Genomic DNA, 24,784 nt, shown 5'->3' with positions numbered 1-24,784 from the left:
GGCGGTTCTGTTCGAACACCACCGCATCGCGCGGAACGTTACCGTATCGCGATCAGATGACCACTTCGACGCTCTCCCCGGGCGGATTACCCGATACCCGTTCGGACTCAAGAGCGTTCTGAAGGATGATCACAGCGGCCGCCTGATCGATGACAGAACGGCCCTTTTTGGACTTCACGCCCGACGCGCGGAGCCCCTGACCCGCCGTCACTGTGGTCATCCTCTCGTCCACCAGTCGTACGGGGACGGGGGCGACGCCCCGGGCGAGCTCCTGGGCGAAGGCGCGGACCTTGACCGCGGCCGGGCCCTCGCCCCCACTGAGGGAGCGAGGCAGCCCGACCACGAGTTCGATCGGTTCGTACTCCTCGGTGAGCTGCTTCAACCGCCGGTGGGCGGCCGGGACGTCACGTCCCGGCACGGTCTCCACCGGTGTGGCGAGCACCCCGTCGGGGTCGCACGAGGCGACCCCGATCCGGGCGTCCCCGACGTCGATCGCGAGCCGGCGGCCCCGTCTCATCAGACGGTGTCCGCGACGAGACGCTCGACGGCGGCCAGGGCGTCGCCGATGGCTTCCGGGTTCTGGCCGCCGCCCTGGGCGACGTCCGGCTTGCCGCCACCGCCGCCGCCGAGGGTCTTGGCGGCCGTGCGGACCAGGTCGCCGGCCTTGAGCCCGCGCTCACGGGCGGCCTCGTTGGTGGCGATGACCGTCAGCGGGCGGCCGTTGGCGGTGGTGAACAGGGCCACCACGGCCGGGCGGTCGCCCGGGATGCGGCCGCGCACGTCCAGGACCAGCTTGCGGAGGTCGTCGGCGGAGGTGCCGTCGGGGACCTGGCCGGTCACCAGGGCCACGCCGCGCACGTCCTGGGCGCCCTGGGCCAGCCCGGCGGCGGCCTGGAGCACCTTCTCGGCGCGGAACTTCTCGATCTCCTTCTCGGCGTCCTTCAGCTTGGCGAGCATGCCGGAGATCTTCTCGGGAAGCTCCTCGGGACGGCCCTTGACCAGCTCCTGGAGCTGGGCGACGACCGTGTGCTCCCTGGCCAGGAAGTTGTAGGCGTCGACGCCGACGAGGGCCTCGATACGGCGCACACCGGAGCCGATCGACGACTCGCCCAGCAGCTTCACCAGACCGAGCTGGGCGGTGTTGTGGACGTGCGTACCGCCGCACAGCTCCTTGGAGAAGTCGCCGATGGTGACGACGCGGACCCTCTCGCCGTACTTCTCGCCGAACTCGGCGATGGCGCCCTGCCGCTTGGCCTCGTCGATGGGCATGACCTCGGCGTGCACGTCCAGCTCGCGGGCCAGCACCTCGTTGATCTTCTGCTCCACGTCGGTCATCACCGTCTGCGGAACGGCGGACGGGGAGCCGAAGTCGAAGCGGAACCGGCCGGGCTGGTTCTCGGAACCGGCCTGGGCGGCCGTGGGGCCGAGGGCGTCACGCAGCGCCTGGTGGGTGAGGTGCGTGGCGCTGTGGGCGCGGGCGATGGCCCGGCGGCGCCGGACGTCGATCGTGGCGTAGGCGGTGGCGCCCACGGTCACCTCGCCGACCTGCACCGATCCCTTGTGGACGGAGACGCCCGGAACCGGCTGCTGGACGTCGCGCACCTCGATGACGGCACCGCTGTGCAGCCGGATGCGGCCGGTGTCGGCGATCTGGCCGCCGCCCTCGGCGTAGAACGGCGTGCGGTCGAGGACGACCTCGATCTCGTCGCCCTCCGTGGCGGCCGGCGAGGGGACGCCGTTGACCAGCAGGCCGACGACGGTCGTCTCGCCCTCGGTGTTGGTGTAGCCGACGAACTCGGTGGCACCGGAGGTGTCGGCGATCTCCCGGTAGGCGGAGACATCGGCGTGGCCGGTCTTCTTGGCGCGGGCGTCCGCCTTGGCGCGGTCCCGCTGCTCCTGCATCAGGCGGCGGAAGCCGGCCTCGTCCACGGAAAGGCCCTGCTCGGCGGCCATCTCCAGGGTGAGGTCGATGGGGAAGCCCCACGTGTCGTGGAGCAGGAACGCCTTGTCGCCGGGCAGGACCGTGCCGCCGGCGGCCTTGGTCTCGGTCACGGCGGTGTCGAGGATGTTGGTGCCGCCCTTGAGGGCCTTGAGGAAGGCGGCCTCCTCGGCGAGGGCGACGGTCTCGATGCGCTTGCGGTCGGTCTCCAGTTCGGGGTACTGCTCGCCCATCGTCCGGATGACCGTGTCGACGAGCTCGCCGACGACCGGGCCGGTGGCGCCCAGCAGGCGCATGTTGCGGACGGCGCGGCGCATGATGCGGCGCAGCACGTAGCCACGGCCCTCGTTGCCGGGGGTGACGCCGTCACCGATGAGCATCACGGAGGTGCGCATGTGGTCGGCGACCACGCGCAGCGAGACGTCGCTCCCGTGGGCCTGGCCGTACCGCACACCGGTGAGTTCGGTGGCCTTGTCGATGACGACCTTCAGGGTGTCGGTCTCGTACATGTTCTGTACGCCCTGGAGGATCATCGCCAGGCGCTCCAGGCCGAGACCCGTGTCGATGTTCTTGCTCGGCAGGTCACCGAGGATCTCGAAGTCCTCCTTCGAGGTGCCCTCGCCCCGCTCGTACTGCATGAAGACCAGGTTCCAGATCTCCACGTACCGCTCGTCGTTGACGGCCGGGCCGCCCTCGACGCCGAACTCGGGGCCGCGGTCGTAGTTGATCTCGGAGCAGGGTCCGCAGGGGCCGGGGACGCCCATGGACCAGAAGTTGTCCTTCTTGCCCAGGCGCTGGATGCGCTCGGCGGGCACGCCCACGACGTCGCGCCAGATCTGCTCGGCCTCGTCGTCGTCCTGGTAGACGGTGATCCACAGCTTCTCCGGGGCCAGACCGTAGCCGCCGTGCTCGACGGAGGTGGTCAGCAGCTCCCAGGCGAGCTTGATGGCGCCTTCCTTGAAGTAGTCGCCGAAGGAGAAGTTGCCGCACATCTGGAAGAAGGTGCCGTGCCGGGTGGTCTTGCCGACCTCCTCGATGTCCGGCGTGCGCACGCACTTCTGGACGCTGGAGGCGCGGGTGTACGGCGGCTTCTCCTCACCGAGGAAGAAGGGCTTGAACGGCACCATGCCGGCGTTGACCAGGAGCAGAGTCGGGTCGTCCGCGATGAGCGACGCCGAAGGGACGACGGTGTGCCCGCGCTCCTCGAAGAAGCTCAGCCAGCGGCGGCGGATTTCAGCCGACTCCATCAGTGGTCCTCATTCCGGTTGTACGAGTGGTTGTCGGGGTACGGACGGCGGGCGCCGTCCCGGGGACTGTCCAGGGCGGCGCGGCGCGGCGCCGGCAGCGCCGGGTCGCCGGCGGGCGCCTCGATGCCGAGGGCCTCGCCCAGTTCGGCCTCGCGCTGGAGCATGCCCGCGCGGACGTCGAGTGCGAACTCCTTGAGCCGGTGGCCGGTCTCGACCGCCTTGTCGGCGGCCTGGGCGGCGAGGCTCTCGGGGGTCAGCCGCTTGAGCTTGCGGTTGACCTTGGTGGTGGCCCACACGCCGGCTGCGGCGCCCGCGGTGAACCAGAAAGCACGGCGGAACATCCCTTGCGTCAGCCCTTCCGCTTCCGGCCCCTGGCGCCCGGCACCGTACGGCCGACGATCACCGTACGCCGGGGCTGCTCGGCCGGCCTGTCGTTCTTGTTCCGGCTCATCGCCCGGCGCACGCCGTAGCCGAACGCCGCGACCTTGACGAGCGGTCCGCCGAAGGTGGAGGCGACCGTCGTGGAGAGCGCGGAGGCGTTGGAGGTGACTTCCTGGACGTCCGACGCGATCGCGTCGACCCGGTCGAGCTGCGTCTGCGCGGAGCGCACCGTCGCGGAGGCGTCGGCCAGCAGCGGGACCGCCTGCTCGGTCACCTCGGCCACGAGTCGGGTGGTCGCCCTGAGCGTCTGGGCCAGCCTCACCAGCACCACGGCCAGGAAGGAGACCAGGATCGCCCAGAAGACGGCGACCAGAATCCCGGCAACCTCTCCACCGGTCACTGCGCACCGCTCTCTGCTCGTCGGTCGTCGGACGTCGCACGTCGGGTGTCGAACGTCGTGAAAGTCGTTCTCCGAGCCTATCGCGCCGATGCTCGCTCCCCGTACCGCATTAGGGGCGTCCGGAGCCGGAGTTGTGCGGTCCGATTGTACGCAGCGCGTTCCTCTGAGGACGCTCCGTGTTCCATGTGTTCCAAGCGACGGGGTTGTCTTCCGGCGGAGCTGAACCGGTTCGTCGGACGTGAGGGCGAACTCGCCGAAGTGGAGCGGTTGCTGGCCCGGTTCCGGCTCGTCACGGTGACCGGCGTGGGAGGGGTGGGCAAGACCCGGCTGGCGCTCACCCTCGGCGGTCTGGTGGGCCAGTCCGTGGTGCTGCGGGAGGAGACCCCCGCGGGCATGCGCTACCGGCTGCTGGACACCGTCCGGGCGTACGGCGCCCAGTGGCTGGCCGCGCTGGGCGACGAGGAGCGGATGCGGCGGCGGCACCGTGACTGGTACATGGGCCTGGCCACCTGGTGCGAGGTGGAGTGGTTCAGCCCGCGCCAGGCCGAGGTGGCGGCCTGCGCCGACGGCGCGCCGCCCGATCTGCGGGCCGCCCTGGAGCTGTGCCTGGAGGTGCCGGACGAGGCGCACCTGGCGCAGCACCTGGCCGCGAAGCTGGGCGCGGAGCGGTTCCGGGCGTACGTGGCGGAGGGCGGGGCGCTGTCGCTGGACGCGGCGGTGGAGCGCGCGCTGTCGGGCCGGCCCTGCGCGGGTGCCCCGGAGGGCGGCGGGGCGGCGGCGTGCCGTGCGGGCCGCTGCGGGTGCGTCGGAGGCGGGAGGCCTCCGGGCGGGGCGCCTCCGGGCCCGGCGCCTCGGGACCGGCGGCCGTGAGGGCGCCGGCCGGGCCTGCCGCGGCCGCGTGCGGAAACGAGCCCGCGCGGCCCGCCGTCCGCCCCCCCCGTCCGGCCGGCGATCGCGGGCGGAAACGCCGGAGCCCGCCGCTCCCCGGAGGGAACGGCGGGCTCGGTGCACGCGTGAGCGTTACACCCGGGTCAGCGGGCGTAGTACTCGACGACCAGCTGCTCGTCGCAGATGACCGGGATTTCCTTGCGGTTCGGCTCGCGGTCCAGGCGGAAGGCCAGGGCCTTCAGGTTGACCTGGAGGTAGCGGGGGGTCTCGCCGTCGGGGGCGAAGCCACCCTCACGGGCCACCTGGAACAGGCTCTTGCTGCGGCTGCGCTCGCGGACCATCACGACGTCGTCGGGACGGACGCGGAACGACGGCTTGTCGACCTTGCCACCGTTGACCTCGATGTGGCCGTGGACGACCATCTGGCGGGCCTGGTAGATGGTGCGGGCGATGCCCGAACGCAGGACCAGGGCGTCGAGACGACGCTCCAGCTCGACGACCAGCGCCTCGCCCGTCTTGCCCTCGGCCTTCTTGGCGCGGTCGTAGGCGCGCGCCATCTGGCGCTCGCTGATGTCGTACTGCGCACGCAGACGCTGCTTCTCGAGCAGACGGACCTTGTAGTCCGAGTTCTGCTTGCGGCCACGGCCGTGCTCGCCCGGCGGGTAGGGGCGGGCCTCGAAGTACTTGACGGCCTTCGGCGTCAGCGCGATACCGAGCGCACGGGACTTCTTGACCTTGGGACGCGACTGGTTAGGCACGTTCTCCAGACCTCCGAATAGGTTAGGTTAGGCTTACCTTAATCAAGGAGATCGCATGTCGAGCCCTGGGAACACCACGCGCATCACAGACAGCAGCACAAAGAGCGACGCTCCTGCTTCGCAGAGCGCCGATGTGACGGAGGTCCGATCAGCTCATGGTCAGCCGCGTCCCAGCGGGCTTGAAATCGCGCGGATGCCGTCAGCAGCCGAGCGCACACGAACTCTCGTACAGAGTACATGCTCCGCGGTGCTCATCCTCCCGGGGGCGGACGAGGCCCGGCCCGACGAGCTGATGCCGGGCGCGCGCTCGGTGGGACCCGACGGGGCGGTCCACCTGCTGTTCCCGGCCGCATCCCCGGCCGTGCGGGCCGCCACGCACGCCCAGGACCACGACCTGCCGGCCGTGCTGGAGCTCACGGACGTCGCCCCGGTCGCCGTCCCCAACCGTGTGCGCGGCCGGGCCTGGGCCTCCGGATGGCTGACGTGCGCGCCCGGCCACGGGGAGCCCGGGACGACGACACTGCGCCTGGAGGTCGGCGAGCTGTACGTCGACGACCTGTGGGGCGACGCCGCGGTGGGCGCCGAGGAGTTCGCCCGGGCCGAGCCGGACCCGCTCATCGCGTACGAGACCGAGGTGCTCCAGCACCTCGCCGCCGCCCACGACGACCACGTCCAGGGCCTGGGCGCACTGCTCGGACGGCGGGCCGGCGTCCGGCGCGTGGTGCCGCTCGCGCTGGACCGGTTCGGACTGCGGGTGCGGTGCCGGGAGGAGACGGGGGGCTGCTTCGACGCCCGCTTCGACTTCCCCGAACCCGTGCGGGACGTCCACGGGCTGCGGCGGGCGATGCGCGCGCTGTTCGAAGCGGCCGGCTAGGGCGTGCGGGACGCCGTCGGCCGGACACCCCCTAGGGCGTTCCCTCGCCGCGGAGCCGCTCCCGCACCTTCTCCACCACGTCCGCGTACCGCGCCTCCGCGCCGTACCGCGTGGGTTCGTAGTAGCGCCTGCCGTGGATCTCGTCCGGCGCGTACTGCTGGGCCGCGATGCCGCCCGGGACGTCGTGCGGGTACACGTACCCCTGGGCGTGGCCGAGCTTGGCGGCGCCCTTGTAGTGGCCGTCGCGCAGATGGGGCGGGACGGGGCCGGCCAGGCCGTTGCGCACGTCCGCCCGGGCGGCGCTGATCGCGGTGGTCGCGGCGTTCGACTTGGGGGCCAGGGCGAGGGCGATCGTGGCGTGGCTGAGGGTGAGGGCCGCCTCCGGGAAGCCGATCATGGCGACCGCCTGGGCGGCCGCGACCGCGAGGGGAAGCGCGGTGGGGTCCGCGAGCCCGATGTCCTCACTGGCGGAGATCATCAGACGGCGGGCGATGAAGCGGGGGTCCTCACCGGCCTCGATCATCCGCGCCAGGTAGTGCAGGGCCGCGTCGACGTCGGAGCCCCGGATGGACTTGATCAGGGCGCTGGCCACGTCGTAGTGCTGGTCGCCGTCCCGGTCGTACGTCACCGCGGCACGGTCCACCGTCTCCTCGAGGGTGGCGAGGGTGATCTCCGGTTCGCCCTTGGCGAGGGCCGCTCCGGCCGCCGCCTCCAGGGCGGTCAGCGCCCGGCGGGCGTCACCGCCCGCGATGCGCAGCAGGTGCGCCACCGCGTCGTCCGGCAGGGTCACCGCGCCGCCCAGACCGCGCTCGTCGGTGAGCGCGCGCTCCAGCAGTCCCCGCACGTCGGTGTCGGTGAGCGGCTCCAGGGTGAGGAGCAGCGAGCGCGACAGCAGCGGGGAGATCACCGAGAAGTACGGGTTCTCGGTGGTGGCGGCGATGAGGGTGACCCAGCGGTTCTCCACGGCCGGGAGCAGCGAGTCCTGCTGAGCCTTGCTGAAGCGGTGGATCTCGTCGAGGAAGAGCACCGTCTCCTTGCCGAAACCGCCGGCCGCCCGCCGGGCGCCGTCGATGACCGCCCGGACCTCCTTGACGCCCGCCGTGATCGCGGACAGCTCCACGAACCGCTTGTTGGTCGCCTTGGAGACGACGTACGCAAGGGTCGTCTTACCGGTGCCGGGCGGGCCCCAGAGGATCACGGAGGACGCTCCGGCGGGCCCGCCCGCGCCCTCGCCGACCAGTCGGCGCAAGGGGGATCCGGGCTTCAGCAGGTGCTGCTGGCCGACGACTTCGTCGAGGGTGCGCGGACGCATCCGGACGGCCAGGGGGCTGCTGGACGGGTCCTTCTCCTGGCGTTCCTCGGCTGCGGCGGTAAAGAGGTCGGGCTCCACACCGTGAAGCCTATGTCAGGCCACTGACACGTCAGCCGGTCCAGAAGTCCCACCAGCGGGTGAGGACCAGCATGCCGATGATCCCGATGTGCAGGACGGGCAGGACCCAGGTGAACTCGTCGAGGAACGTGCGCACCGGGCGGGGGGCGGGCAGCAGGCCCGCGCGGACGTTGTGCGAGGTGACGTACCAGAACATGGTGAGGGTGGCGGCCCAGGCCAGCGAGCACCACAGGCACAGCGCGTTGATCTCGTACAGCGACTGGTACATCAGCCACATGCAGAAGCCGGTGCCGAACAGCGTTCCGGCGTTCAGGCCCAGCCAGTACCAGCGCCGGTAGCGGGCGCCGGCCAGCAGCCCGGCACCGATGGCGACGACCATGCCGTAGGCGACCAGGCCCAGCATCGGGTTGGGGAAGCCGAAGACCGAGGCCTGCTCGCTCTTCATGATGCTGCCGCACGAGACGACCGGGTTCAGGCTGCACCCCGGGGTGAAGTCCGGGTCCTGAAGCAGCTTGAACTTGTCCAGCGTGATCACCCACGCCGCCAGCAGTCCCGCCGCCCCCGTGACCACCAGCATCCACGCGAACGCCCGCCCCGCCCCCACGGACGTCGTGCCGGGGCCGGAGGACGCTTCGTCAACCGCTGTCGTCGTCATGGTGGGCCGTTCCCTCACTCGGTCGGTGCATGAGGCAGTGGTCATTCTGCCGTACACGGGCGCCCGTCCGCCGTTCGCGGGACATAAGGACACCCCGGCCGGGGGCCGGGGTGTCCGGAAGGCGTCAGGCCAGGCGCGCGCCCAGCTTCTCGACGAGTCCGTCGAGCGCGACCGGCTCCTGCTCGCCGGTCTCCATGTCCTTGAGCTGCGCCACGCCCTCGGCGAGGTCCCGCTCGCCCAGGACGAGGGCGTACCGGGCACCACTGCGGTTGGCGGCCTTCATCGCCGCCTTGAGGCCCTTGCCGCCGTACGCGAAGTCCGTCGCCACCCCCGCCTTGCGCAGGCCGGTGACCACGCCGAACAGCCGGCGCCGGGCGTCCTCGCCGATCGGGACCGCGAAGACGCTGGTGGTGGCGGGCAGGTCGAGGGTGACGCCCTCGGCCTCCAGCGCCAGCACCGTGCGGTCCACGCCGAGCGCCCAGCCCACCGACGGCAGGGCGGGGCCGCCGATCATCTCGGACAGGCCGTCGTAGCGGCCGCCGCCGCCCACCGCGGACTGCGCGCCCAGGCCGTCGTGGACGAACTCGAAGGTGGTGCGCGTGTAGTAGTCCAGGCCGCGCACCAGCTTCTCGTCGTCCTCGAAGGCCACCCCGGCCGCCGTCAGCAGCTCGCGCACCTCGGAGTGGTACGCCGTGCAGGCCTCGCACAGGTGGTCGCGCAGCAGCGGCGCGCCCACGAGCTGCTTGCGGACGTCGGGGCGCTTGTCGTCGAGGACCCGCAGGGGGTTGATGTCGACGCGGCGGCGGGTGTCCTCGTCGAGGTCGAGGCCGCGCAGGAAGCCCTGGAGGGCCTCGCGGTAGACGGGGCGGCACTCCTTGTCGCCCAGCGAGTTCAGCAGGATGCGGAAGTTCCGCAGGCCGAGCGAGCGGTACGCCTGGTCGGCCAGGATGATCAGCTCGGCGTCCAGCGCGGGGTCCTCGGCCCCGATCGCCTCGGCGCCCACCTGCGAGAAGTGCCGGTAGCGGCCCGCCTGAGGCTTCTCGTAGCGGTAGTACGAGCCGGAGTACCAGAGCTTGACGGGGAGGTTGCCCTGCTTGTGCAGGTTGGCCTGGAGCGCCGCGCGCACCACGGACGCGGTGCCCTCGGGGCGCAGCGCGAGCCTGTCGCCGCCCTTGGTCTCGAAGGCGTACATCTCCTTGGTGACGATGTCGGTGGACTCGCCGACACCGCGCGCGAACAGTTCGACGTTCTCGAAGCCGGGGGTCTCGACGTACCCGTAGCCGGAGTTCCGCAGCGGCGCGGAGATCGCCTCGCGGACGGCGAGGTACGTCGCGGAATTCGGCGGCAGCAGGTCGTAGGTGCCCTTGGGGGCCTGGAAGGTACTCACGGGGCTTCTCTCGTCACATTCCTCGTCGGGGAGCGGGGGACGCTCCCTGGCCGGCCGCCACCTCGCGCAGGTACGGGTTGGTGGCGCGCTCGCGGCCGATGGTCGTCTGGGGGCCGTGGCCGGACAGCACCACGGTCGAGTCGTCGAGCGGCAGGCACACGCGGGCCAGCGACGCGAGCATCTCGTCCATGTCACCGCCGGGCAGGTCGGTGCGTCCGATGGAGCCGGCGAAGAGCAGGTCGCCCGAGAAGAAGACCGGCGGGACGTCCGCGGCCTCGGGCATCCCGAAGGTCACCGACCCCTTGGTATGGCCGGGCGCGTGCGCCACGGTGAGCTCCAGGCCGGCGAGGCTCAGCTTCGACCCGTCGGTCAGCTCGTGGACGTCGTCCGGCTCCCCCACGGTCAGCTCGCCCATGAGCGGCATGCCGATGGAGCGGCCGAGGGCCTTCTCCGGGTCGCTCATCATGTACCGGTCGGCCGGGTGGATCCAGGCGGGTACGTCATGGGCGCCGCAGACCGGGACGACGGAGGCGACGTGATCGATGTGGCCGTGGGTCAGGACGACGGCCACGGGCTTGAGCCGATGCTTCTTGAGCGTCTCCTCGACCCCCTGGGTGGCCTGGTGGCCCGGGTCGATGATCACGCACTCCTCGCCGGCGGCGGGGGCGACCAGGTAGCAGTTGGTCCCCCAGGCCCCGGCGGGGAACCCGGCAATGAGCACGATCGTCCTTAAGGGTCGTCCGGCACGCGTCGTCCGGTAAAGGAATGCAGCAGATCAGAGCCTACCGGCGCTGCTCAATCCACAGCCAACCCGTATACGGTACGGGCACACTCGGCCAGGACAGGAACAGACGACCGACAAGGAGAAGACCCGGTGGTCACCAGCGATCAGCGGCGGCGCCAGCTCGCCCGGGAGAAGTTCGAGCGGCAGCAGAGGCGCCGGGAGGAGGCCCAGAAGAGGGCCAGGCGCCGCACCCGGATCGTCGTGGCCGCGGTGGCCGTGGCGCTGGTGGCGGGAGCCGGGGCCTACACGAACTTCCGCACCGAATCCGCCGACGCGAAGAAGCCCATCGAGTTCCCCTCCTCGTCGCCGGGCGCCGAGTCCTCGCCGGAGCCGAAGGCCGACGAGCCGAAGATGAGCGTCGACGCCAAGGCGGCGTACACGATGGCGCTCACCACCAACCACGGTGCCGTGTCGATCACCATGGACGCGTCGAAGACACCGCGCACGGTGAACTCGTTCAAGCACCTCGCGGACAAGAAGTACTTCGACGGCACGACGTGCCACCGGCTCACCACGCAGGGCATCTTCGTGCTCCAGTGCGGCGACCCCAAGGGCGACGGCACCGGAGGCCCGGGCTACACCCTCCCGGACGAGAACCTCGCCTCGCTGGGCAAGCCGGGCGCGGACGGCAAGGTGACCTTCAAAGCCGGGACGGTGGCGATGGCCAACACCATGCAGCCGAACACCGGCGGCAGCCAGTTCTTCCTGGTCTACAAGGACACCAAGCTGCCCCCGCAGTTCACACCCTTCGGAACGATGGACGCGGCCGGCCTGAAGGTCGTCCAGGACATCGCGGAGGGCGGGGTCGAGGGCGGCGCGACGGACGGTGCGCCCAAGAAGGCCGTCACCCTCCAGAAGGCGGTCGTCGGCAAGGCGTGAGCCGCGGCGTGACGCACAGCGTGACCTACGGCGTACCCAGGGCGTGAACCACCGAATTCGGTCGCGCTGAGAGCGGACAGCCGGGCGGCCGGTCGCCTAGATTGGCGTTGTGCAGCGCGGTTCGAATGTCGCGTTGTGGAGGGCGGGCGAGGCCCGTCAGGGAACTGTGGACGATGCCCGGGGGTGACCGCCCTCGTCGGCATCATGTGGAGGAGGCGCTGTGAGCAGCGACCCGTGGGGCCGCGTCGACGAGACGGGCACCGTGTACGTGCGTACAGCCGACGGCGAGCAGGTCGTCGGATCGTGGCAGGCCGGATCTCCCGAGGAGGCACTGGCCTACTTCGAGCGCAAGTACGAGGGCTTGGTTGTCGAGATCGGCCTCCTCGAGAAGCGGGTGAAGACCACCGACCTGTCGGCCAAGGACGCGACGGCCGCGATCGACCACATCCGTCATCAGGTGGACGAGCACCACGCCGTCGGCGACCTCGAGGCGCTGCGCAAGCGGCTCGACAAGCTGGTCGAGACCGTGGAGGCGCGGCGCGAGGAGCGCAAGGCCCAGAAGGCCAAGCAGACCGACGAGGCGCGGCACGCCAAGGAGGCGCTGGTCGCCGAGGCGGAGGAGCTGGCGCAGAGCGAGCAGTGGCGGGCCGCGGGTGAGCGGCTGCGGGCGCTGGTGGACACCTGGAAGGGCCTCCCCCGGCTCGACCGGAAGTCCGACGACGAGCTGTGGCACCGCTTCTCGCACGCCCGGTCGGCGTTCTCCAAGCGGCGCAAGGCGCACTTCGCGTCGCTGGACGCGCAGCGCGAGGAGGCCCGCAAGGTCAAGGAGCGCCTGGTCGCGGAGGCCGAGGCACTGTCCGGCTCCACCGACTGGGGCGTGACGGCCGCCCGCTACCGCGAGCTGATGGCGGAGTGGAAGGCGGCGGGCCGGGCCCAGCGGGAGCACGAGGACGATCTGTGGAACCGTTTCCGCGGTGCCCAGGACGTCTTCTTCGCGGCCCGCAGCGAAGTCTTCGCGGAGCGTGACGCCGAGCAGGCGGAGAACCTCAAGCTGAAGGAGGAGCTCGCCGGCGAGGCCGAGAAGCTGCTGCCGGTGACGGACCTGAAGGCGGCCCGTGCGGCCTTCCGGGCCATCAACGAGCGGTGGGAGGCGATCGGGCACGTACCGCGCGACGCCCGTCCCAAGGTCGAGGGCCGGATGCACACCGTCGAGCGGGCGATCCAGGAGGCCGAGGAGACCGAGTGGCGCCGGACCAACCCGGAGGCACGCGCGCGTGCGGCGGGTCTGACGGGCCAGCTCCAGGACGCGGTCGACAAGCTCCAGAAGCAGATCGACGCCGCCCGTGCGGCCGGCAACGACGCCAAGGCGGACAAGCTGGCGCGTGAGCTGGAGGGCCGGCAGGCGCTGCTGGACCAGGCCCTGAAGGGTCTCCAGGAGTTCGGCGGCTGACCGCGCGTACCGCGCGTACGAGAAAGAGGCCTCCCCGGCGGGGGAGGCCCCTTTCGCTGTCCGGTTACGGTCGGCGGGCCGAGGTCACGCGGTACACGTCGTACACGCCCTCCACGCCCCTGACCGCCTTGAGGACGTGCCCGAGGTGCTTGGGGTCGCCCATCTCGAAGGTGAAGCGGGAGGTGGCCACCCGGTCGCGGGACGTCTGGACGGCCGCCGACAAGATGTTGACGTGCTGGTCGGACAGCACCCGGGTGACGTCCGACAGCAGCCGGGAGCGGTCCAGCGCCTCGACCTGGATGGCGACCAGGAAGACCGAGGACTGGGTGGGCGCCCATTCGACGTCGAGGATCCGCTCGGGCTGCTGCGACAGCGAGTCCACGTTGACGCAGTCGGCGCGGTGAACCGATACGCCACTGCCGCGGGTGACGAAGCCGATGATCGGGTCGCCCGGTACCGGCGTGCAGCAGCGGGCGAGCTTGACCCACACGTCCTCGACGCCCTTGACCACCACGCCCGGGTCGGCCTTGGCGCGCCGCTTGCCGCGGCCGCGCGACGGCGGGGCGGACTCGGCGATGTCCTCGCTGGCGGCCTCCTCGCCGCCGAGGGCCTGCACCAGCTTCTGCACGACGCCCTGGGCGGCGACATGGCCCTCGCCGATCGCCGCGTACAGCGACGAGATGTCGGGGTAGCGCATCTCGTGCGCGAGGGTGACCAGCGAGTCGCCGGTGAGGATGCGCTGGATCGGCAGGTTCTGCTTGCGCATCGCGCGCGCGATGGCGTCCTTGCCCTGCTCGATCGCCTCGTCGCGGCGCTCCTTGGAGAACCAGGCGCGGATCTTGTTGCGGGCGCGCGGCGACTTGACGAAGCCGAGCCAGTCGCGGGAGGGGCCGGCGCCGGCGGCCTTGGAGGTGAAGACCTCCACCAGGTCGCCGTTGTCGAGGGTCGATTCCAGCGGGACGAGCCGTCCGTTGACCCGCGCCCCTATGGTGCGGTGGCCGACCTCGGTGTGGACGGCGTACGCGAAGTCCACCGGGGTGGCGCCCGCGGGGAGCGCTATGACGTCACCCTTCGGGGTGAAGACGAAGACCTCGTTGCGGGACAGGTCGAAGCGCAGTGACTCCAGGAACTCGCTGGGGTCCTCGGTCTCCTTCTGCCAGTCGAGGAGCTGGCGCAGCCACGCCATGTCGTTGATGTGGTCGTCCTTGCCGCCGGCCCGCTTGGGGACGTCGGTACGCACCTTGGAGGCACCGGCGACGGCTTCCTGCTTGTACTTCCAGTGCGCGGCGATGCCGTACTCGGCGCGGCGGTGCATGTCGAAGGTGCGGATCTGGAGCTCGACGGGCTTGCCGTTGGGTCCGATGACCGTCGTGTGCAGCGACTGGTACATGTTGAACTTCGGCATCGCGATGTAGTCCTTGAACCGGCCGGGGACCGGGTTCCACCGCGCGTGGACGGTGCCGAGTGCGGCGTAGCAGTCGCGGACGGTGTCGACGAGGACGCGGATGCCGACCAGGTCGTAGATCTCCGCGAAGTCACGGCCGCGGACGATCATCTTCTGGTAGACGCTGTAGTAGTGCTTGGGCCGGCCGGTGACGGTGGCCTTGATGCGGGCGGCGCGGAGGTCGGCCTGGACCTCGTCGGTCACTATGGCGAGGTACTCGTCCCGCTTGGGGGCGCGCTCGGCGACGAGGCGGACGATCTCGTCGTACATCTTGGGGTAGAGGATCGCGAAGGCGAGGTCCTCCAGCTCCCACTTGATGGTGTTCATGCCCAGCCGGTGGGCCAGCGGCGCGTAGATCTCGAGGGTCTCGCGGGCCTTCTTCTCCTGCTTCTCCCGCTTGAGGTAGCGCATGGTGCGCATGTTGTGCAGCCGGTCGGCGAGCTTGATGACCAGGACACGCGGGTCCTTGGCCATGGCGACGACCATCTTGCGGACCGTCTCGGCCTGGGCGGCCTCGCCGAACTTGACCTTGTCGAGCTTGGTGACGCCGTCGACGAGGAGGGCGACCTGGTCGCCGAAGTCCTTGCGGAGCTGCTCCAGGCCGTACTCGGTGTCCTCGACGGTGTCGTGGAGGAGGCCCGCCATCAGCGTGGCCGGGTCCATGCCGAGCTCGGCGAGGATGGTGGTGACGGCCAGCGGGTGCGTGATGTACGGGTCGCCGCTCTTGCGCTTCTGGCCGCGGTGCCAGCGCTCGGCGACCTGGTAGGCGCTCTCGATCTGGCGGAGGGTCGACGTCTCGATCTTCGGGTCGTTGCCGCGGACTATGCGCAGCAGCGGCTCCAGGACCGGGTTGTACGGCGACGAGCGCTGGACGCCGAGCCGGGCGAGGCGGGCGCGCACGCGATTGGAGGAGCCGCCGGAGCGGGCGACGGCGGGCGGCGTGGGCTTGGGGGCCGAGACGGGGGCGGGGCCCTGGGCGCGCTGCGGCGCGGCCTTCCGCGCGTCCGCCGCCGCCTCGCCGCGCGCGGCCTCGTCGGGGGGCGTGGCTGGGGGCGCCGCGGCCTTGTCGGCCTGCTGGTCGGGCTTCGCGGCGGAGAGTGGCTGGGCCTCGTCTGGCAAGAGCGCTCCTCGTGCGGGTCCGGGTCCCCCGGTCAGGCCCGGAATCCCATGGTACTGACCCCGGGCGAGCCGTTCCCCCTCGGACGGGACGGGACCGGTCCGGGCCGGGGCGCCGGGAGCCCCGGACGCGCACACGAAACGGGCACCCGGTGTTCCGGGTGCCCGTCGTGGTGCCGTGTGCGTGCTGGTCAGAGCGTGATCAGCGACTCCAGCGGGGCGCCGGCCAGGCTCCGCTCCAGCCGGGCGCGACCGCCCAGGAACCCGAGTTCCATGAGGACGGCGACGCCCGCGACCTCCGCGCCGGCCCGCCGGATGAGCTCCAGCGAGGCCTCGGCGGTGCCGCCGGTGGCGAGAACGTCGTCGATGACCATGACCCGGTCACCGGGGGCCAGGTCCTCGGCGTGGACCTCGATCTCCGCGGTGCCGTACTCCAGCTCGTACGCCTGGCTCAGTGTCGCGCCGGGCAGCTTGCCCGCCTTGCGGACGGGGACGAAGCCGAGCTTCGCGGAGACGGCCACCGGGGCGGCCAGGATGAACCCGCGCGCCTCCAGGCCGACGATCTTGGTCGCGCCGTGCCGGACGCACAGCTCGGCCAGCGCCCCGGTCAGGGCGGCGAACGCCTCCGGGTCCGCCAGGAGCGGCGTGATGTCCTTGAACGTCACCCCCGCGATGGGGTGGTCCGGGACGTCCCGGATGCGGCTGAGCAGCAGCTCCCGTGTGGTGACGGTCATCGGCGCTTGCCCCGCCCCCGGGTGGGCTGGCGGCGCTGGCCGACCACCGCTCCGGCCGGGGCGGCGTCCTGCGGCTCGTCGTCCCGGTCGTCGGTCCCGGTGTCCCCCGCGTCCAGGGGCTCGCCCTTCTGGGCGGCCTGGGCGCGCTTGGCGAGGACCCGCTTCTTCAGCGCCTTCATCTGCGGGTCGCGTTCCTTGAGGTCGGCGACGAGCGGCGTGGCGATGAAGATCGACGAGTACGCGCCCGCGGCGAGACCCACGAACAGCGACAGCGAGATGTCGTTGAGCATGCCCGCGCCGAGGAAGCCGCCGCCGATGAACAGCAGGCCGGCGACCGGCAGCAGCGCCACGATGGTGGTGTTGATGGAGCGGACCAGGGTGCCGTTGAGGCTGCGGTTGGCGATCTCGCTGTAGGTCCAGCGGGTCTGCTTGGTGATGTCCTTCGACGCCTCCTTCAGACCGTCGAAGACGACGACGGTGTCGTAGAGGGAGTAACCGAGGATGGTGAGCAGACCGATCACGGTGCCCGGGGTGACCTCGAAGCCCACCAGGGCGTAGATGCCGACGGTGATCGTCAGGTCGTGGACCAGGGCGATCAGCGCGGCCAGCGCCATGCGCCACTCGAAGGCGATGGCCAGGTAGACCACCACGAGGATCATGAAGACGCCGAGGCCGGTCCAGGCCTTGTTGGCGATCTGCTCGCCCCAGCTCGGGCCGACCAGCTCGCGGTCGATCTTGTCCGCGGGGAGGTTCAGGTCCTCGGCCAGTTCGGCGGCCACCCGGTCGGCCTGGCCGGTGTTGAGCTCGCTGACCTGGATGCGCAGGGTGCCGTTGCCGAGCTTCTGGACGATCGCGGCGTGGCCGGAGGCCTCCTCCGCGTACTCCTGGGCCTGGGCGACGGAGGCGCTCGTCTTCGGGGTGTTGAAGACGGCACCGCCCTTGAACTCGATGCCCATGTTGAGGCCCTGCACCGCCAGGCCCACGACGGCGGTGATGGTGATCAGGATGGAGACGCCGTACCAGATCATCCGCTTGCCGACGAAGTCGTAGCCGACCTCGCCGCGGTACAGCCTGGCGCCGATGCTGCCGAGACGCGACATCTCACGCCTCCTTCGGGTCGATGGGGGCGGACAGACGGCGCGAGCGGCGCAGCGGGGGCTTCGCCCCGAGCCGCTTCGGGTCCAGACCGGACCAGGGGTGCCCGCCGGCGAAGAACTTCGTGCGGGCGAGGAGCGTCATGACCGGCTTGGTGAAGAAGAAGACGACCACGACGTCCAGCAGCGTGGTCAGGCCCAGCGTGAACGCGAAGCCCTGCACCTTGCCGACGGTGACGATGAAGAGCACGGCGGCGGCCAGGAACGACACGAAGTCGGAGACCAGGATGGTGCGCCGGGCACGCGGCCAGGCCCGCTCGACGGCCGGGCGGAGCGTCCGCCCCTCGCGGATCTCGTCGCGGATGCGCTCGAAGTACACGATGAAGGAGTCCGCGGTGATACCGATCGCGACGATCGCACCGCAGACGGCCGGCAGGTTCAGCGCGAAGCCGATGGCCGGGCCGAGCAGCGCCATCAGGGTGTACGTGAGGATCGCCGAGGCCAGCAGGCTGAGCAGGGCGACGACGGACAGGCCCCGGTAGTAGACCAGCAGGTAGATCACGACGAGTGCCAGACCGATGGCACCGGCGATGAGACCGGCCTTGAGCTGCTCGCCGCCGAGGGCGGCGGAGACGGTGGTGACGCTCTGCTCCTCGAAGCTCAGCGGCAGCGCGCCGTAGCTGAGGATGTTGCCCAGGTCCTGGGCGGACTGCTGGTCGAAGCTGCCGGAGATCTCGGCGTTGGCGCTCAGCGTCGTGCGGACGGAGGGCGCGGAGACGACCTCGCCGTCGAGGACGATGGCGAACTGGTTCATCGGCGGCTGCTGCTGCGAGAGCCGGCTCGTGATCTTCTGGAACTTCTTGGAGCCCTTGTCGGTGAACTCCATCTGAACGATCCACTGACCGTTCTGCTGGTTGATGGCCGCCTGGGCGTCGTCGACGTCCTTGCCGTCCACCTCGGCCGGGCCGAGGATGTACTTCTCCCACTCGCCGATGCCGTTCTTGCCACAGCCGATGGTCGTGTCGCTGGGCTTGGCGTGCTCGCCGGCCGCGACCCGGGCCTTGCGGTCCGTGCAGTCGAGCGCGATGAACTGGGCCTGGAGCTTCTCGGCGGCCGCGGCGTCACCGGACGGCGTCGGCTTGGGGCTTTCGGGCGTCTTCGGCTTGCCGGAGGCGGAGCCGCTGGGCGCCGGCGTCGGCGCCTTGAGCGCGTCGGTGACGGCACGGCCCTGCGCGGTGGCGCTCGGCTTGGGGGACGGAGCGGTCACCTCGTCCTGGCCGCCCTTGCCGGAGGGCGAGGCGCTGGGCTTGGGGCTCGTCGACGGCTTGGGGCTCGTCGAGGGGTCCGGCTTCACCGGGCCGCCGGGGGCGACGGTGATGACGGGGCGGAAGTAGAGCTGGGCGGTGGTGCCCACCTGCTCCCGGGCCTGCTGCGAGTTCGTCCCCTTGGGGATGTTGACGATGATGTTCTCGCGGCCCTGGGTCTGGACCTCGGACTCGGTCACGCCCAAGCCGTTCACACGGCGCTCGATGATCCCGACCGCGGTGTTCATGTTGGTCTCGTTGACCGCGCTCTCCTGGCCGGGCTCCGCCTCGGCCTTGAGGGTGATCGTCGTACCGCCGGCGAGGTCGATGCCCAGGCGCGGCGTGGTGTGCCCCGACCAGAACATGCCGCCGGTCAGCGCGGCCATGACGATCAGGATCGCGGCCAGGGCGCGCCCCGGCTTGCCCTGCCCCCCCGATGCCGGCCCTCGGCCCTTCTTGGGTGCTGCCACCTTCTCGTTTCTCCCTGTCCAACCGCCGCTACGCCGGGTGAGCGTCGAGGCGGCCACGAAGTGGTGTGGGGAATCCCCCGTGTGTGTCGGCACGGAACGGACCGCGCACGCCGGTGGGCGCCGCGGTCCGTCGGCACGGCCCTACTTCGCGTCGGTGCCGCCGTCGTTCTTCTCGTCGGCCTTGGCGTCCTCGGCCCGCGGGGCGGTCGCGCCGTCGTCGGCCGCGTCCTTCTTGCCCAGGTCGATCCGGGCGTCGTCGTCGGCGGCCGCGGCGTCGGTGGATCCGGCTCCGGTGAGCGACGAGGCGTCGTCCGGCACGACGGCGGCGTCGGTCTTCAGGTCACCGTCACCGTGCACGATGCGGTTGTACTCCTCGTCGTCGAGCACGGCGCCGACGGCGTTCTTGGCGTACACGGCGTGGACTCCTGGAGCGACCTCCAGGAGGACCGTGTCCTCGCCGACCTCCTTGACAGTGGCGTACATCCCCCCGATCGTCCGTACGCCGGTTCCGGGCTGCATCTGGTTGCGCATTTCCACCGCCTGCTGCTGCTTCTTCTTGGCAGAGCGGGTCATCAGGAACATGGCCCCGATGAGGACGATGAACGGCAGGAGAGTCACGATACTCACGGGACGACAAATCCTTCGCACGGTCGCGGGGCAACCGCGGCCTGATCTTCGGGGGTGGGTACGCCGGCCTGAAGGGTCGGCATCGGCGGAGTCTAGGCGAGTCCGCATCGATGGAACAACGCCCAGCATGGCACCGCGGTTCCTGGCCCGGCGAGTCCCCTCGCCGTCACACCCCGAACAGGCCCTGTTGTCCGCCGCCCGGGCCGCCGGCCTGCGGGGGCAGCAGCCCGAGGTGCGCCCACGCCGCCGGGGTGGCGACCCGGCCGCGGGGCGTACGGGCCAGCAGACCCTCCCGTACGAGGAAGGGCTCGGCGACCTCCTCGACGGTCTCGCGCTCCTCGCCCACGGCGACGGCGAGGGTGGACAGGCCGACCGGCCCGCCGCCGAACAGCTTGAGCAGGGCTTCCAGCACGGCCCGGTCGAGCCGGTCCAGGCCCCGGTCGTCCACCTCGTACACCTTGAGGGCGGTGGCGGCGATGTCGCGGTTGATCATGCCGTCCGCCTTGACCTGGGCGTAGTCGCGGACCCGGCGCAGCAGGCGGTTGGCGATACGGGGCGTGCCGCGGGAGCGGCCGGCGATCTCGGCGGCGCCGTCGGTGTCGATCCCGACGTCCAGGAGCTGGGCGGAGCGGTGGATGACGCGCTCCAGCTCGGCCGGCGCGTAGAACTCCATGTGGGCGGTGAAGCCGAAGCGGTCCCGCAGCGGGGGCGGCAGCAGGCCGGCCCGGGTGGTGGCGCCGACCAGGGTGAAGGGCGGCAGCTCCAGCGGGATGGCTGTGGCGCCGGGGCCCTTGCCGACGATGACGTCGACGCGGAAGTCCTCCATGGCCATGTAGAGCATCTCCTCGGCGGGCCGGGACATCCGGTGGATCTCGTCGAGGAAGAGGACCTCTCCCTCCTGGAGGGAGGAGAGGATCGCGGCGAGGTCGCCGGCGTGCTGGATCGCGGGGCCGGAGGTGATGCGGATGGGGGCGCCCATCTCGGCCGCGATGATCATGGAGAGGGTGGTCTTGCCGAGGCCGGGGGCGCCGGAGAGCAGGACGTGGTCGGCGGTGGCGCCCCGGGCGAGGGCGGCCTTGAGCACCAGGTCGAGCTGCTCGCGCACCCGCTCCTGGCCCACGAACTCGTCCAGCGACTTGGGGCGCAGGGCCGCCTCGACGGCCTGGTCCTCCCCGTCGGCGGACGCCCCGACGAGCCGGTCGGCCGCGGCGTCGGCGGCCGGCGTGCTGGTGTCGTCGTCCCAGTTCACTGCGGATTGCCTCGTGTGGTCATGGCGGCGGAGCCGCACGGGTGGTCGGCCGGCGGCACCGGTCCCCGGTGGGGCGCGGGATGCGCGGCGGGGCCGGTGGGTCCGGTGGCGGTGGCGAGCGGGGTCATCGGGTGCGGTTCAGGGTCTGGAGGGCGGCCTTCAGGAGCTGCCCGATCGGGGGTACGTCGCCGGCGGCCTCGGCCTGCGGGGCGACCGCCGCCACCGCGTCGTCGGCCTCGCGGCCGGCGTACCCCAGGCCGATCAGCGCGGCGTGGAGCTGGTCGCGCCAGGGCGCGGGGCCCGCGGTGCCGACGCCCTGCCGGCCGATGTGGGCGCCGACCGGTTCGCCGAGCCGGTCCTTCAGCTCCAGCAGCAGCTTCTGCGCGCCCTTCTTCCCGATGCCCGGCACCGCGGTGAGCGCCTTCTCGTCGCCGGACGCGACCGCGACGCGCAGCGCGTCCGGGGAGTGCACGGCGAGCATGGCCTGGGCCAGGCGCGGGCCGACCCCGCTGGCGGTCTGGAGCAGCTCGAAGACCTGGCGCTCGTCGTCGTCCGCGAAGCCGTACAGCGTCAGGGAGTCCTCCCGGACCACCAACGACGTGGCCAGCCGGGCCTCCTGACCGACCTTCAGCCCGGACAGGGTGTTCGGGGCGCACTGGACGGCCATGCCGATGCCGCCGACCTCGATCACGGCGGTGGTCGGGGCGAGCGCGGCGACCGGGCCGGAGACAAAGGCGATCATGCGGTGGGGCCTTTCCTTGCGTGGTGTGCGGCGACCGCCTGCTGGAGGCGGTTCTGGGCGGGGGCGCGCCAGATGTGGCAGATGGCGAGGGCGAGCGCGTCGGCGGCGTCGGCCGGCCTGGGCGGGGCGTCCAGCCGGAGCAGCCGGGTGACCATCGCTCCGACCTGGGCCTTGTCGGCGCGGCCGCTGCCGGTGACGGCGGCCTTGACCTCGCTGGGGGTGTGCAGGGCGACGGGGATCCCCCGGCGCGAGGCGCACAGGATGGCGACGGCGCTGGCCTGGGCCGTACCCATCACCGTACGCACATTGTGCTGGCTGAACACCCGCTCCACGGCGACCCGTTCCGGCCGGTGCTCATCGAGCCACTCCTCTATGCCGCGCTCGATGGCGACGAGGCGGTGCCCCGTCTCCGCGTCCGCGGGCGTACGCACGACGCCGACGCCGAGCATGGTCAGCGGGCGCCCGGCGACGCCTTCGACGACCCCGACACCGCACCGGGTCAGCCCCGGGTCCACCCCGAGAACGCGCACGCCGCCCCCCTTCTTCGTCAACCTGTTCGTGCAGGCTATCGGGTGGCACCGACAACGGGACGGGCCGGCGAGGGGTGTGTCCCCTGCCGGCCCGTCACCCGTGCGTGGGTCAGGCGTCGACCTTCGCCATGACGTCGTCGGAGACGTCGAAGTTGGCGAAGACGTTCTGCACGTCGTCGCTGTCCTCGAGCGCGTCGATCAGCTTGAAGATCTTGCGGGCGCCCTCCTCGTCCAGCTCGACCTGCATGGTCGGGACGAAGTTGGCGTCGGCCGAGTCGTAGTCGATGCCGGCCTCCTGGAGGGCGGTGCGGACCGCGACCAGGTCGGTGGCCTCGCTGATGACCTCGAAGGTCTCGCCGAGGTCGTTGACCTCCTCGGCGCCCGCGTCCAGGACGGCGCCGAGCACGTCGTCCTCGGACAGCTCGCCCTTGGGGACGATGACGACGCCCTTGCGGTTGAACAGGTACGACACCGAGCCCGGGTCGGCCATCGAGCCGCCGTTGCGGGTCATGGCGACACGGACGTCGGAGGCGGCGCGGTTGCGGTTGTCGGTGAGGCACTCGATGAGCACCGCGACACCGTTCGGGCCGTAACCCTCGTACATGATCGTCTCGTAGTCGGCGCCACCGGCCTCCAGGCCGGCGCCGCGCTTGACCGCGGAGTCGATGTTCTTGTTCGGGACCGAGCTCTTCTTCGCCTTCTGGATGGCGTCGAAGAGCGTGGGGTTACCGTCGGGGTCGGCGCCGCCGGTGCGGGCCGCGACCTCGATGTTCTTGATCAGCTTCGCGAAGAGCTTGCCGCGCTTGGCATCGATCACGGCCTTCTTGTGCTTCGTCGTAGCCCATTTAGAGTGGCCGGACATCTGCCTGTCTCCTTCGCGTAACCAATTTCTGAACTGACCCCGGAGATCCTACCGGGAGCGGGTCAGGCCGCGGCGCGCACCATGTCGACGAACAGGGCGTGCACGCGGTGGTCGCCGGTCAGTTCCGGGTGGAACGACGTGGCGAGGGCATTGCCCTGCCGTACGGCGACGATGTGGCCGTCGTGCTCGGCGACGACCTCGGCCCGGGCGCCGACCGACTCGACCCAGGGGGCCCGGATGAAGACGCCCTCCACCGGACCGCCCTCGACGCCCGCGACCTCGACGGCCGCCTCGAAGGACTCGTTCTGGCGCCCGAAGGCGTTGCGGCGGACGATCATGTCGATGCCGCCGAGCGTCTCCTGGCCCGAGCGCGGGTCGAGGATCTTGTCGGCGAGCATGATCAGGCCGGCGCAGGTGCCGTAGACGGGCATGCCCGCCCCGATGCGCTCGCGCAGCGGCTCCATGAGGCCGAACAGGTCGGCGAGCTTGGAGATGGTGGTGGACTCGCCGCCGGGGATGACCAGGCCGTCCACCTCGGCGAGCTCCTCGGGACGCCGGACCGGCCTGGCCACGGCGTCCGCCGCGGCCAGGGCGATCAGGTGCTCACGTACGTCGCCCTGGAGGGCCAGGACCCCGATGAGCGGAGTGGTCATCACCAGCCCCGGTTCGCGTAGCGCTCGGCCTCGGGGAGGGTGTCGCAGTTGATGCCGACCATGGCCTCGCCCAGGTTGCGGGAGGCGTCGGCGATGATCTTCGGGTCGTCGTAGAAGGTGGTGGCCTTGACGATGGCGGCGGCGCGCTTGGCCGGGTCGCCGGACTTGAAGATGCCGGAGCCGACGAAGACGCCCTCGGCGCCGAGCTGGCGCATCAGCGCGGCGTCGGCCGGGGTGGCCACGCCACCGGCGGAGAACAGCACGACCGGCAGCTTGCCGAGCTCGCTGACCTCCTTGACGAGCTCGTAGGGGGCGCGCAGCTCCTTGGCGGCGGCGTACAGCTCGTTGTTGTCGAAGCCGCGCAGCTTGGCGATCTCGTTCTTGATCTGGCGCAGGTGGCGGACGGCCTCGACGACGTTGCCGGTGCCGGCCTCGCCCTTGGAGCGGATCATGGCCGCGCCCTCGGCGATGCGGCGCAGGGCCTCGCCCAGGTTGGTGGCACCGCAGACGAAGGGGGTGGTGAAGGCCCACTTGTCGGAGTGGTTGACCTCGTCGGCCGGGGTGAGGACCTCGGACTCGTCGATGTAGTCCACGCCGAGGGACTGGAGGACCTGGGCCTCGACGAAGTGACCGATGCGGGACTTGGCCATGACCGGGATGGAGACCGCGTCGATGATCTCCTCGATCATGTTCGGGTCGGACATCCGGGCCACACCGCCGTCCTTGCGGATGTCGGCCGGGACCCGCTCCAGGGCCATGACGGCGACGGCGCCGGCGTCCTCGGCGATCTTGGCCTGCTCGGCGTTGACCACGTCCATGATCACGCCGCCCTTGAGCTGCTCGGCCATGCCGCGCTTGACGCGGGCGGTGCCGGTCTCGGGGGACTGCGGGGTGGTGGTGCTGGACACGGATGGACCTCACTCGGGA

23 protein-coding genes and 1 pseudogene are annotated in these 24,784 nt (G+C 71.3%); 4 read left to right on the top strand and 20 right to left on the bottom strand.

From position 1 onward, the window contains the following. Positions 1–52 precede the first annotated feature (52 nt). Genes ruvX through ACZ7LK_RS23630 form a run of 4 tightly spaced genes read right to left on the bottom strand, consistent with a single transcriptional unit; the run spans position 53 to position 3,967 of the window. On the bottom strand, positions 53–517 hold the full coding sequence (gene ruvX / locus ACZ7LK_RS23645; RefSeq protein WP_392275954.1) for a Holliday junction resolvase RuvX: 465 nt from the start codon (positions 515–517) through the stop codon (positions 53–55). After that, positions 517–3,186: an alanine--tRNA ligase gene (gene alaS, locus ACZ7LK_RS23640; RefSeq protein WP_469462315.1), complete on the bottom strand. Its 2,670-nt coding sequence runs from the start codon at positions 3,184–3,186 to the stop codon at positions 517–519. Before alaS ends, ruvX begins: the two co-directional genes overlap by 1 nt. Next, on the bottom strand, positions 3,186–3,527 hold the full coding sequence (locus ACZ7LK_RS23635) for a DUF6167 family protein (RefSeq protein ID WP_471143120.1): 342 nt from the start codon (positions 3,525–3,527) through the stop codon (positions 3,186–3,188). Before ACZ7LK_RS23635 ends, alaS begins: the two co-directional genes overlap by 1 nt. A gap of 8 nt (positions 3,528–3,535) precedes the next feature. Continuing rightward, positions 3,536–3,967 (bottom strand): DUF948 domain-containing protein, encoded by a 432-nt coding sequence (locus tag ACZ7LK_RS23630; RefSeq protein WP_064068038.1) that lies wholly within the window; start codon positions 3,965–3,967, stop codon positions 3,536–3,538. Between the two features lie 183 nt (positions 3,968–4,150). Here ACZ7LK_RS23630 and ACZ7LK_RS23625 point away from each other — a divergent pair. Then, positions 4,151–4,624: pseudogene (locus tag ACZ7LK_RS23625) on the top strand (winged helix-turn-helix domain-containing protein); the annotation flags it as partial. A gap of 374 nt (positions 4,625–4,998) precedes the next feature. On the opposite strand, the gene rpsD reads toward ACZ7LK_RS23625, so the two are convergent. Then, positions 4,999–5,613, bottom strand: coding sequence for a 30S ribosomal protein S4 (gene rpsD / locus ACZ7LK_RS23620; RefSeq protein WP_126884528.1), 615 nt, complete (start codon positions 5,611–5,613; stop codon positions 4,999–5,001). 193 nt (positions 5,614–5,806) lie between these two features. Between rpsD and ACZ7LK_RS23615 the strand changes: the two genes are divergently transcribed. Next, positions 5,807–6,487 carry a DUF2470 domain-containing protein gene (locus ACZ7LK_RS23615; protein WP_392275951.1) on the top strand — a complete coding sequence of 227 codons (681 nt, stop codon included), beginning with the start codon at positions 5,807–5,809 and terminating at the stop codon, positions 6,485–6,487. Between the two features lie 31 nt (positions 6,488–6,518). Here ACZ7LK_RS23615 and ACZ7LK_RS23610 read toward each other — a convergent pair whose 3' ends face one another. The 4 genes from ACZ7LK_RS23610 to ACZ7LK_RS23595 all read right to left on the bottom strand — a co-directional run bounded on the left by ACZ7LK_RS23610 (position 6,519) and on the right by ACZ7LK_RS23595 (position 10,640). After that, on the bottom strand, positions 6,519–7,877 hold the full coding sequence (locus tag ACZ7LK_RS23610; RefSeq protein ID WP_392275950.1) for a replication-associated recombination protein A: 1,359 nt from the start codon (positions 7,875–7,877) through the stop codon (positions 6,519–6,521). Positions 7,878–7,908: 31 nt separating this feature from the next. Beyond that, the gene (locus ACZ7LK_RS23605; RefSeq protein WP_392275949.1) at positions 7,909–8,532 is read right to left on the bottom strand and encodes a vitamin K epoxide reductase family protein; all 624 of its coding nucleotides are present in this window, start codon (positions 8,530–8,532) and stop codon (positions 7,909–7,911) included. A 124-nt stretch (positions 8,533–8,656) separates the two neighbouring features. Then, positions 8,657–9,919, bottom strand: coding sequence for a histidine--tRNA ligase (hisS, locus tag ACZ7LK_RS23600; protein WP_471143116.1), 1,263 nt, complete (start codon positions 9,917–9,919; stop codon positions 8,657–8,659). A 13-nt stretch (positions 9,920–9,932) separates the two neighbouring features. Further along, positions 9,933–10,640, bottom strand: a complete 708-nt coding sequence (locus ACZ7LK_RS23595; RefSeq protein ID WP_392275947.1) for an MBL fold metallo-hydrolase — start codon at positions 10,638–10,640, stop codon at positions 9,933–9,935. A gap of 153 nt (positions 10,641–10,793) precedes the next feature. Here ACZ7LK_RS23595 and ACZ7LK_RS23590 point away from each other — a divergent pair, with 153 nt between their 5' ends. Both ACZ7LK_RS23590 and ACZ7LK_RS23585 read left to right on the top strand, forming a co-directional pair. Further along, a complete protein-coding gene (locus ACZ7LK_RS23590; RefSeq protein ID WP_392275946.1) occupies positions 10,794–11,582 on the top strand; it encodes a peptidylprolyl isomerase in 789 nt (262 codons plus the stop codon). Between the two features lie 220 nt (positions 11,583–11,802). Beyond that, positions 11,803–13,032, top strand: a complete 1,230-nt coding sequence (locus tag ACZ7LK_RS23585) for a DUF349 domain-containing protein (protein WP_392275945.1) — start codon at positions 11,803–11,805, stop codon at positions 13,030–13,032. Positions 13,033–13,096: 64 nt separating this feature from the next. On the opposite strand, the gene ACZ7LK_RS23580 is transcribed toward ACZ7LK_RS23585, so the two are convergent. The 11 genes from ACZ7LK_RS23580 to pdxS form a co-directional block, all read right to left on the bottom strand. After that, the gene (locus tag ACZ7LK_RS23580) at positions 13,097–15,595 is read right to left on the bottom strand and encodes a RelA/SpoT family protein (protein ID WP_471143112.1); all 2,499 of its coding nucleotides are present in this window, start codon (positions 15,593–15,595) and stop codon (positions 13,097–13,099) included. Positions 15,596–15,783: 188 nt separating this feature from the next. Then, on the bottom strand, positions 15,784–16,326 hold the full coding sequence (locus ACZ7LK_RS23575) for an adenine phosphoribosyltransferase (protein WP_392275943.1): 543 nt from the start codon (positions 16,324–16,326) through the stop codon (positions 15,784–15,786). Further along, the gene (gene secF / locus ACZ7LK_RS23570; RefSeq protein ID WP_392275942.1) at positions 16,323–17,426 is read right to left on the bottom strand and encodes a protein translocase subunit SecF; all 1,104 of its coding nucleotides are present in this window, start codon (positions 17,424–17,426) and stop codon (positions 16,323–16,325) included. The genes ACZ7LK_RS23575 and secF overlap by 4 nt, the downstream gene beginning before the upstream one ends. Position 17,427: 1 nt before the next feature. Further along, entirely contained in the window at positions 17,428–19,194 is a 1,767-nt protein-coding gene (gene secD / locus ACZ7LK_RS23565) for a protein translocase subunit SecD (protein WP_392275941.1), read from the bottom strand. A 141-nt stretch (positions 19,195–19,335) separates the two neighbouring features. Beyond that, positions 19,336–19,821, bottom strand: a complete 486-nt coding sequence (yajC, locus tag ACZ7LK_RS23560; protein ID WP_392275940.1) for a preprotein translocase subunit YajC — start codon at positions 19,819–19,821, stop codon at positions 19,336–19,338. Positions 19,822–19,987: 166 nt separating this feature from the next. Continuing rightward, positions 19,988–21,070, bottom strand: coding sequence for a Holliday junction branch migration DNA helicase RuvB (gene ruvB / locus ACZ7LK_RS23555; RefSeq protein ID WP_392275939.1), 1,083 nt, complete (start codon positions 21,068–21,070; stop codon positions 19,988–19,990). 124 nt (positions 21,071–21,194) lie between these two features. Continuing rightward, entirely contained in the window at positions 21,195–21,812 is a 618-nt protein-coding gene (ruvA, locus tag ACZ7LK_RS23550) for a Holliday junction branch migration protein RuvA (RefSeq protein ID WP_392275938.1), read from the bottom strand. Then, positions 21,809–22,342: a crossover junction endodeoxyribonuclease RuvC gene (gene ruvC, locus ACZ7LK_RS23545; RefSeq protein ID WP_469462303.1), complete on the bottom strand. Its 534-nt coding sequence runs from the start codon at positions 22,340–22,342 to the stop codon at positions 21,809–21,811. Before ruvC ends, ruvA begins: the two co-directional genes overlap by 4 nt. Before the next feature lie 109 nt (positions 22,343–22,451). Beyond that, positions 22,452–23,204 (bottom strand): YebC/PmpR family DNA-binding transcriptional regulator, encoded by a 753-nt coding sequence (locus ACZ7LK_RS23540; protein WP_392275936.1) that lies wholly within the window; start codon positions 23,202–23,204, stop codon positions 22,452–22,454. A gap of 62 nt (positions 23,205–23,266) precedes the next feature. Then, positions 23,267–23,857: a pyridoxal 5'-phosphate synthase glutaminase subunit PdxT gene (gene pdxT, locus ACZ7LK_RS23535; protein ID WP_392275935.1), complete on the bottom strand. Its 591-nt coding sequence runs from the start codon at positions 23,855–23,857 to the stop codon at positions 23,267–23,269. Next, positions 23,857–24,765: a pyridoxal 5'-phosphate synthase lyase subunit PdxS gene (gene pdxS / locus ACZ7LK_RS23530; protein ID WP_073758122.1), complete on the bottom strand. Its 909-nt coding sequence runs from the start codon at positions 24,763–24,765 to the stop codon at positions 23,857–23,859. Before pdxS ends, pdxT begins: the two co-directional genes overlap by 1 nt. Positions 24,766–24,784: the final 19 nt, after the last annotated feature.

Source organism: Streptomyces sp. NPDC039423 (assembly GCF_055598725.1).
The sequence above is the reverse complement of the archived record's forward strand: the minus strand, read 5'-3'. Positions and strand labels throughout refer to the sequence as shown.

Bases quoted from the DNA above. Each gene is read 5' to 3' on its own strand.
- ACZ7LK_RS23540 (WP_392275936.1), bottom strand. From the start codon at position 23,204: ATGTCCGGCCACTCTAAATGGGCTACGACGAAGCACAAGAAGGCCGTG.
- pdxT (WP_392275935.1), bottom strand. From the start codon at position 23,857: ATGACCACTCCGCTCATCGGGGTCCTGGCCCTCCAGGGCGACGTACGT.
- ACZ7LK_RS23605 (WP_392275949.1), bottom strand. From the start codon at position 8,532: ATGACGACGACAGCGGTTGACGAAGCGTCCTCCGGCCCCGGCACGACG.
- ACZ7LK_RS23635 (WP_471143120.1), bottom strand. From the start codon at position 3,527: ATGTTCCGCCGTGCTTTCTGGTTCACCGCGGGCGCCGCAGCCGGCGTG.
- ACZ7LK_RS23615 (WP_392275951.1), top strand. From the start codon at position 5,807: ATGCCGTCAGCAGCCGAGCGCACACGAACTCTCGTACAGAGTACATGC.
- secF (WP_392275942.1), bottom strand. From the start codon at position 17,426: ATGTCGCGTCTCGGCAGCATCGGCGCCAGGCTGTACCGCGGCGAGGTC.
- ruvX (WP_392275954.1), bottom strand. From the start codon at position 517: ATGAGACGGGGCCGCCGGCTCGCGATCGACGTCGGGGACGCCCGGATC.
- ruvA (WP_392275938.1), bottom strand. From the start codon at position 21,812: ATGATCGCCTTTGTCTCCGGCCCGGTCGCCGCGCTCGCCCCGACCACC.
- alaS (WP_469462315.1), bottom strand. From the start codon at position 3,186: ATGGAGTCGGCTGAAATCCGCCGCCGCTGGCTGAGCTTCTTCGAGGAG.
- ACZ7LK_RS23575 (WP_392275943.1), bottom strand. From the start codon at position 16,326: ATGACCGTCACCACACGGGAGCTGCTGCTCAGCCGCATCCGGGACGTC.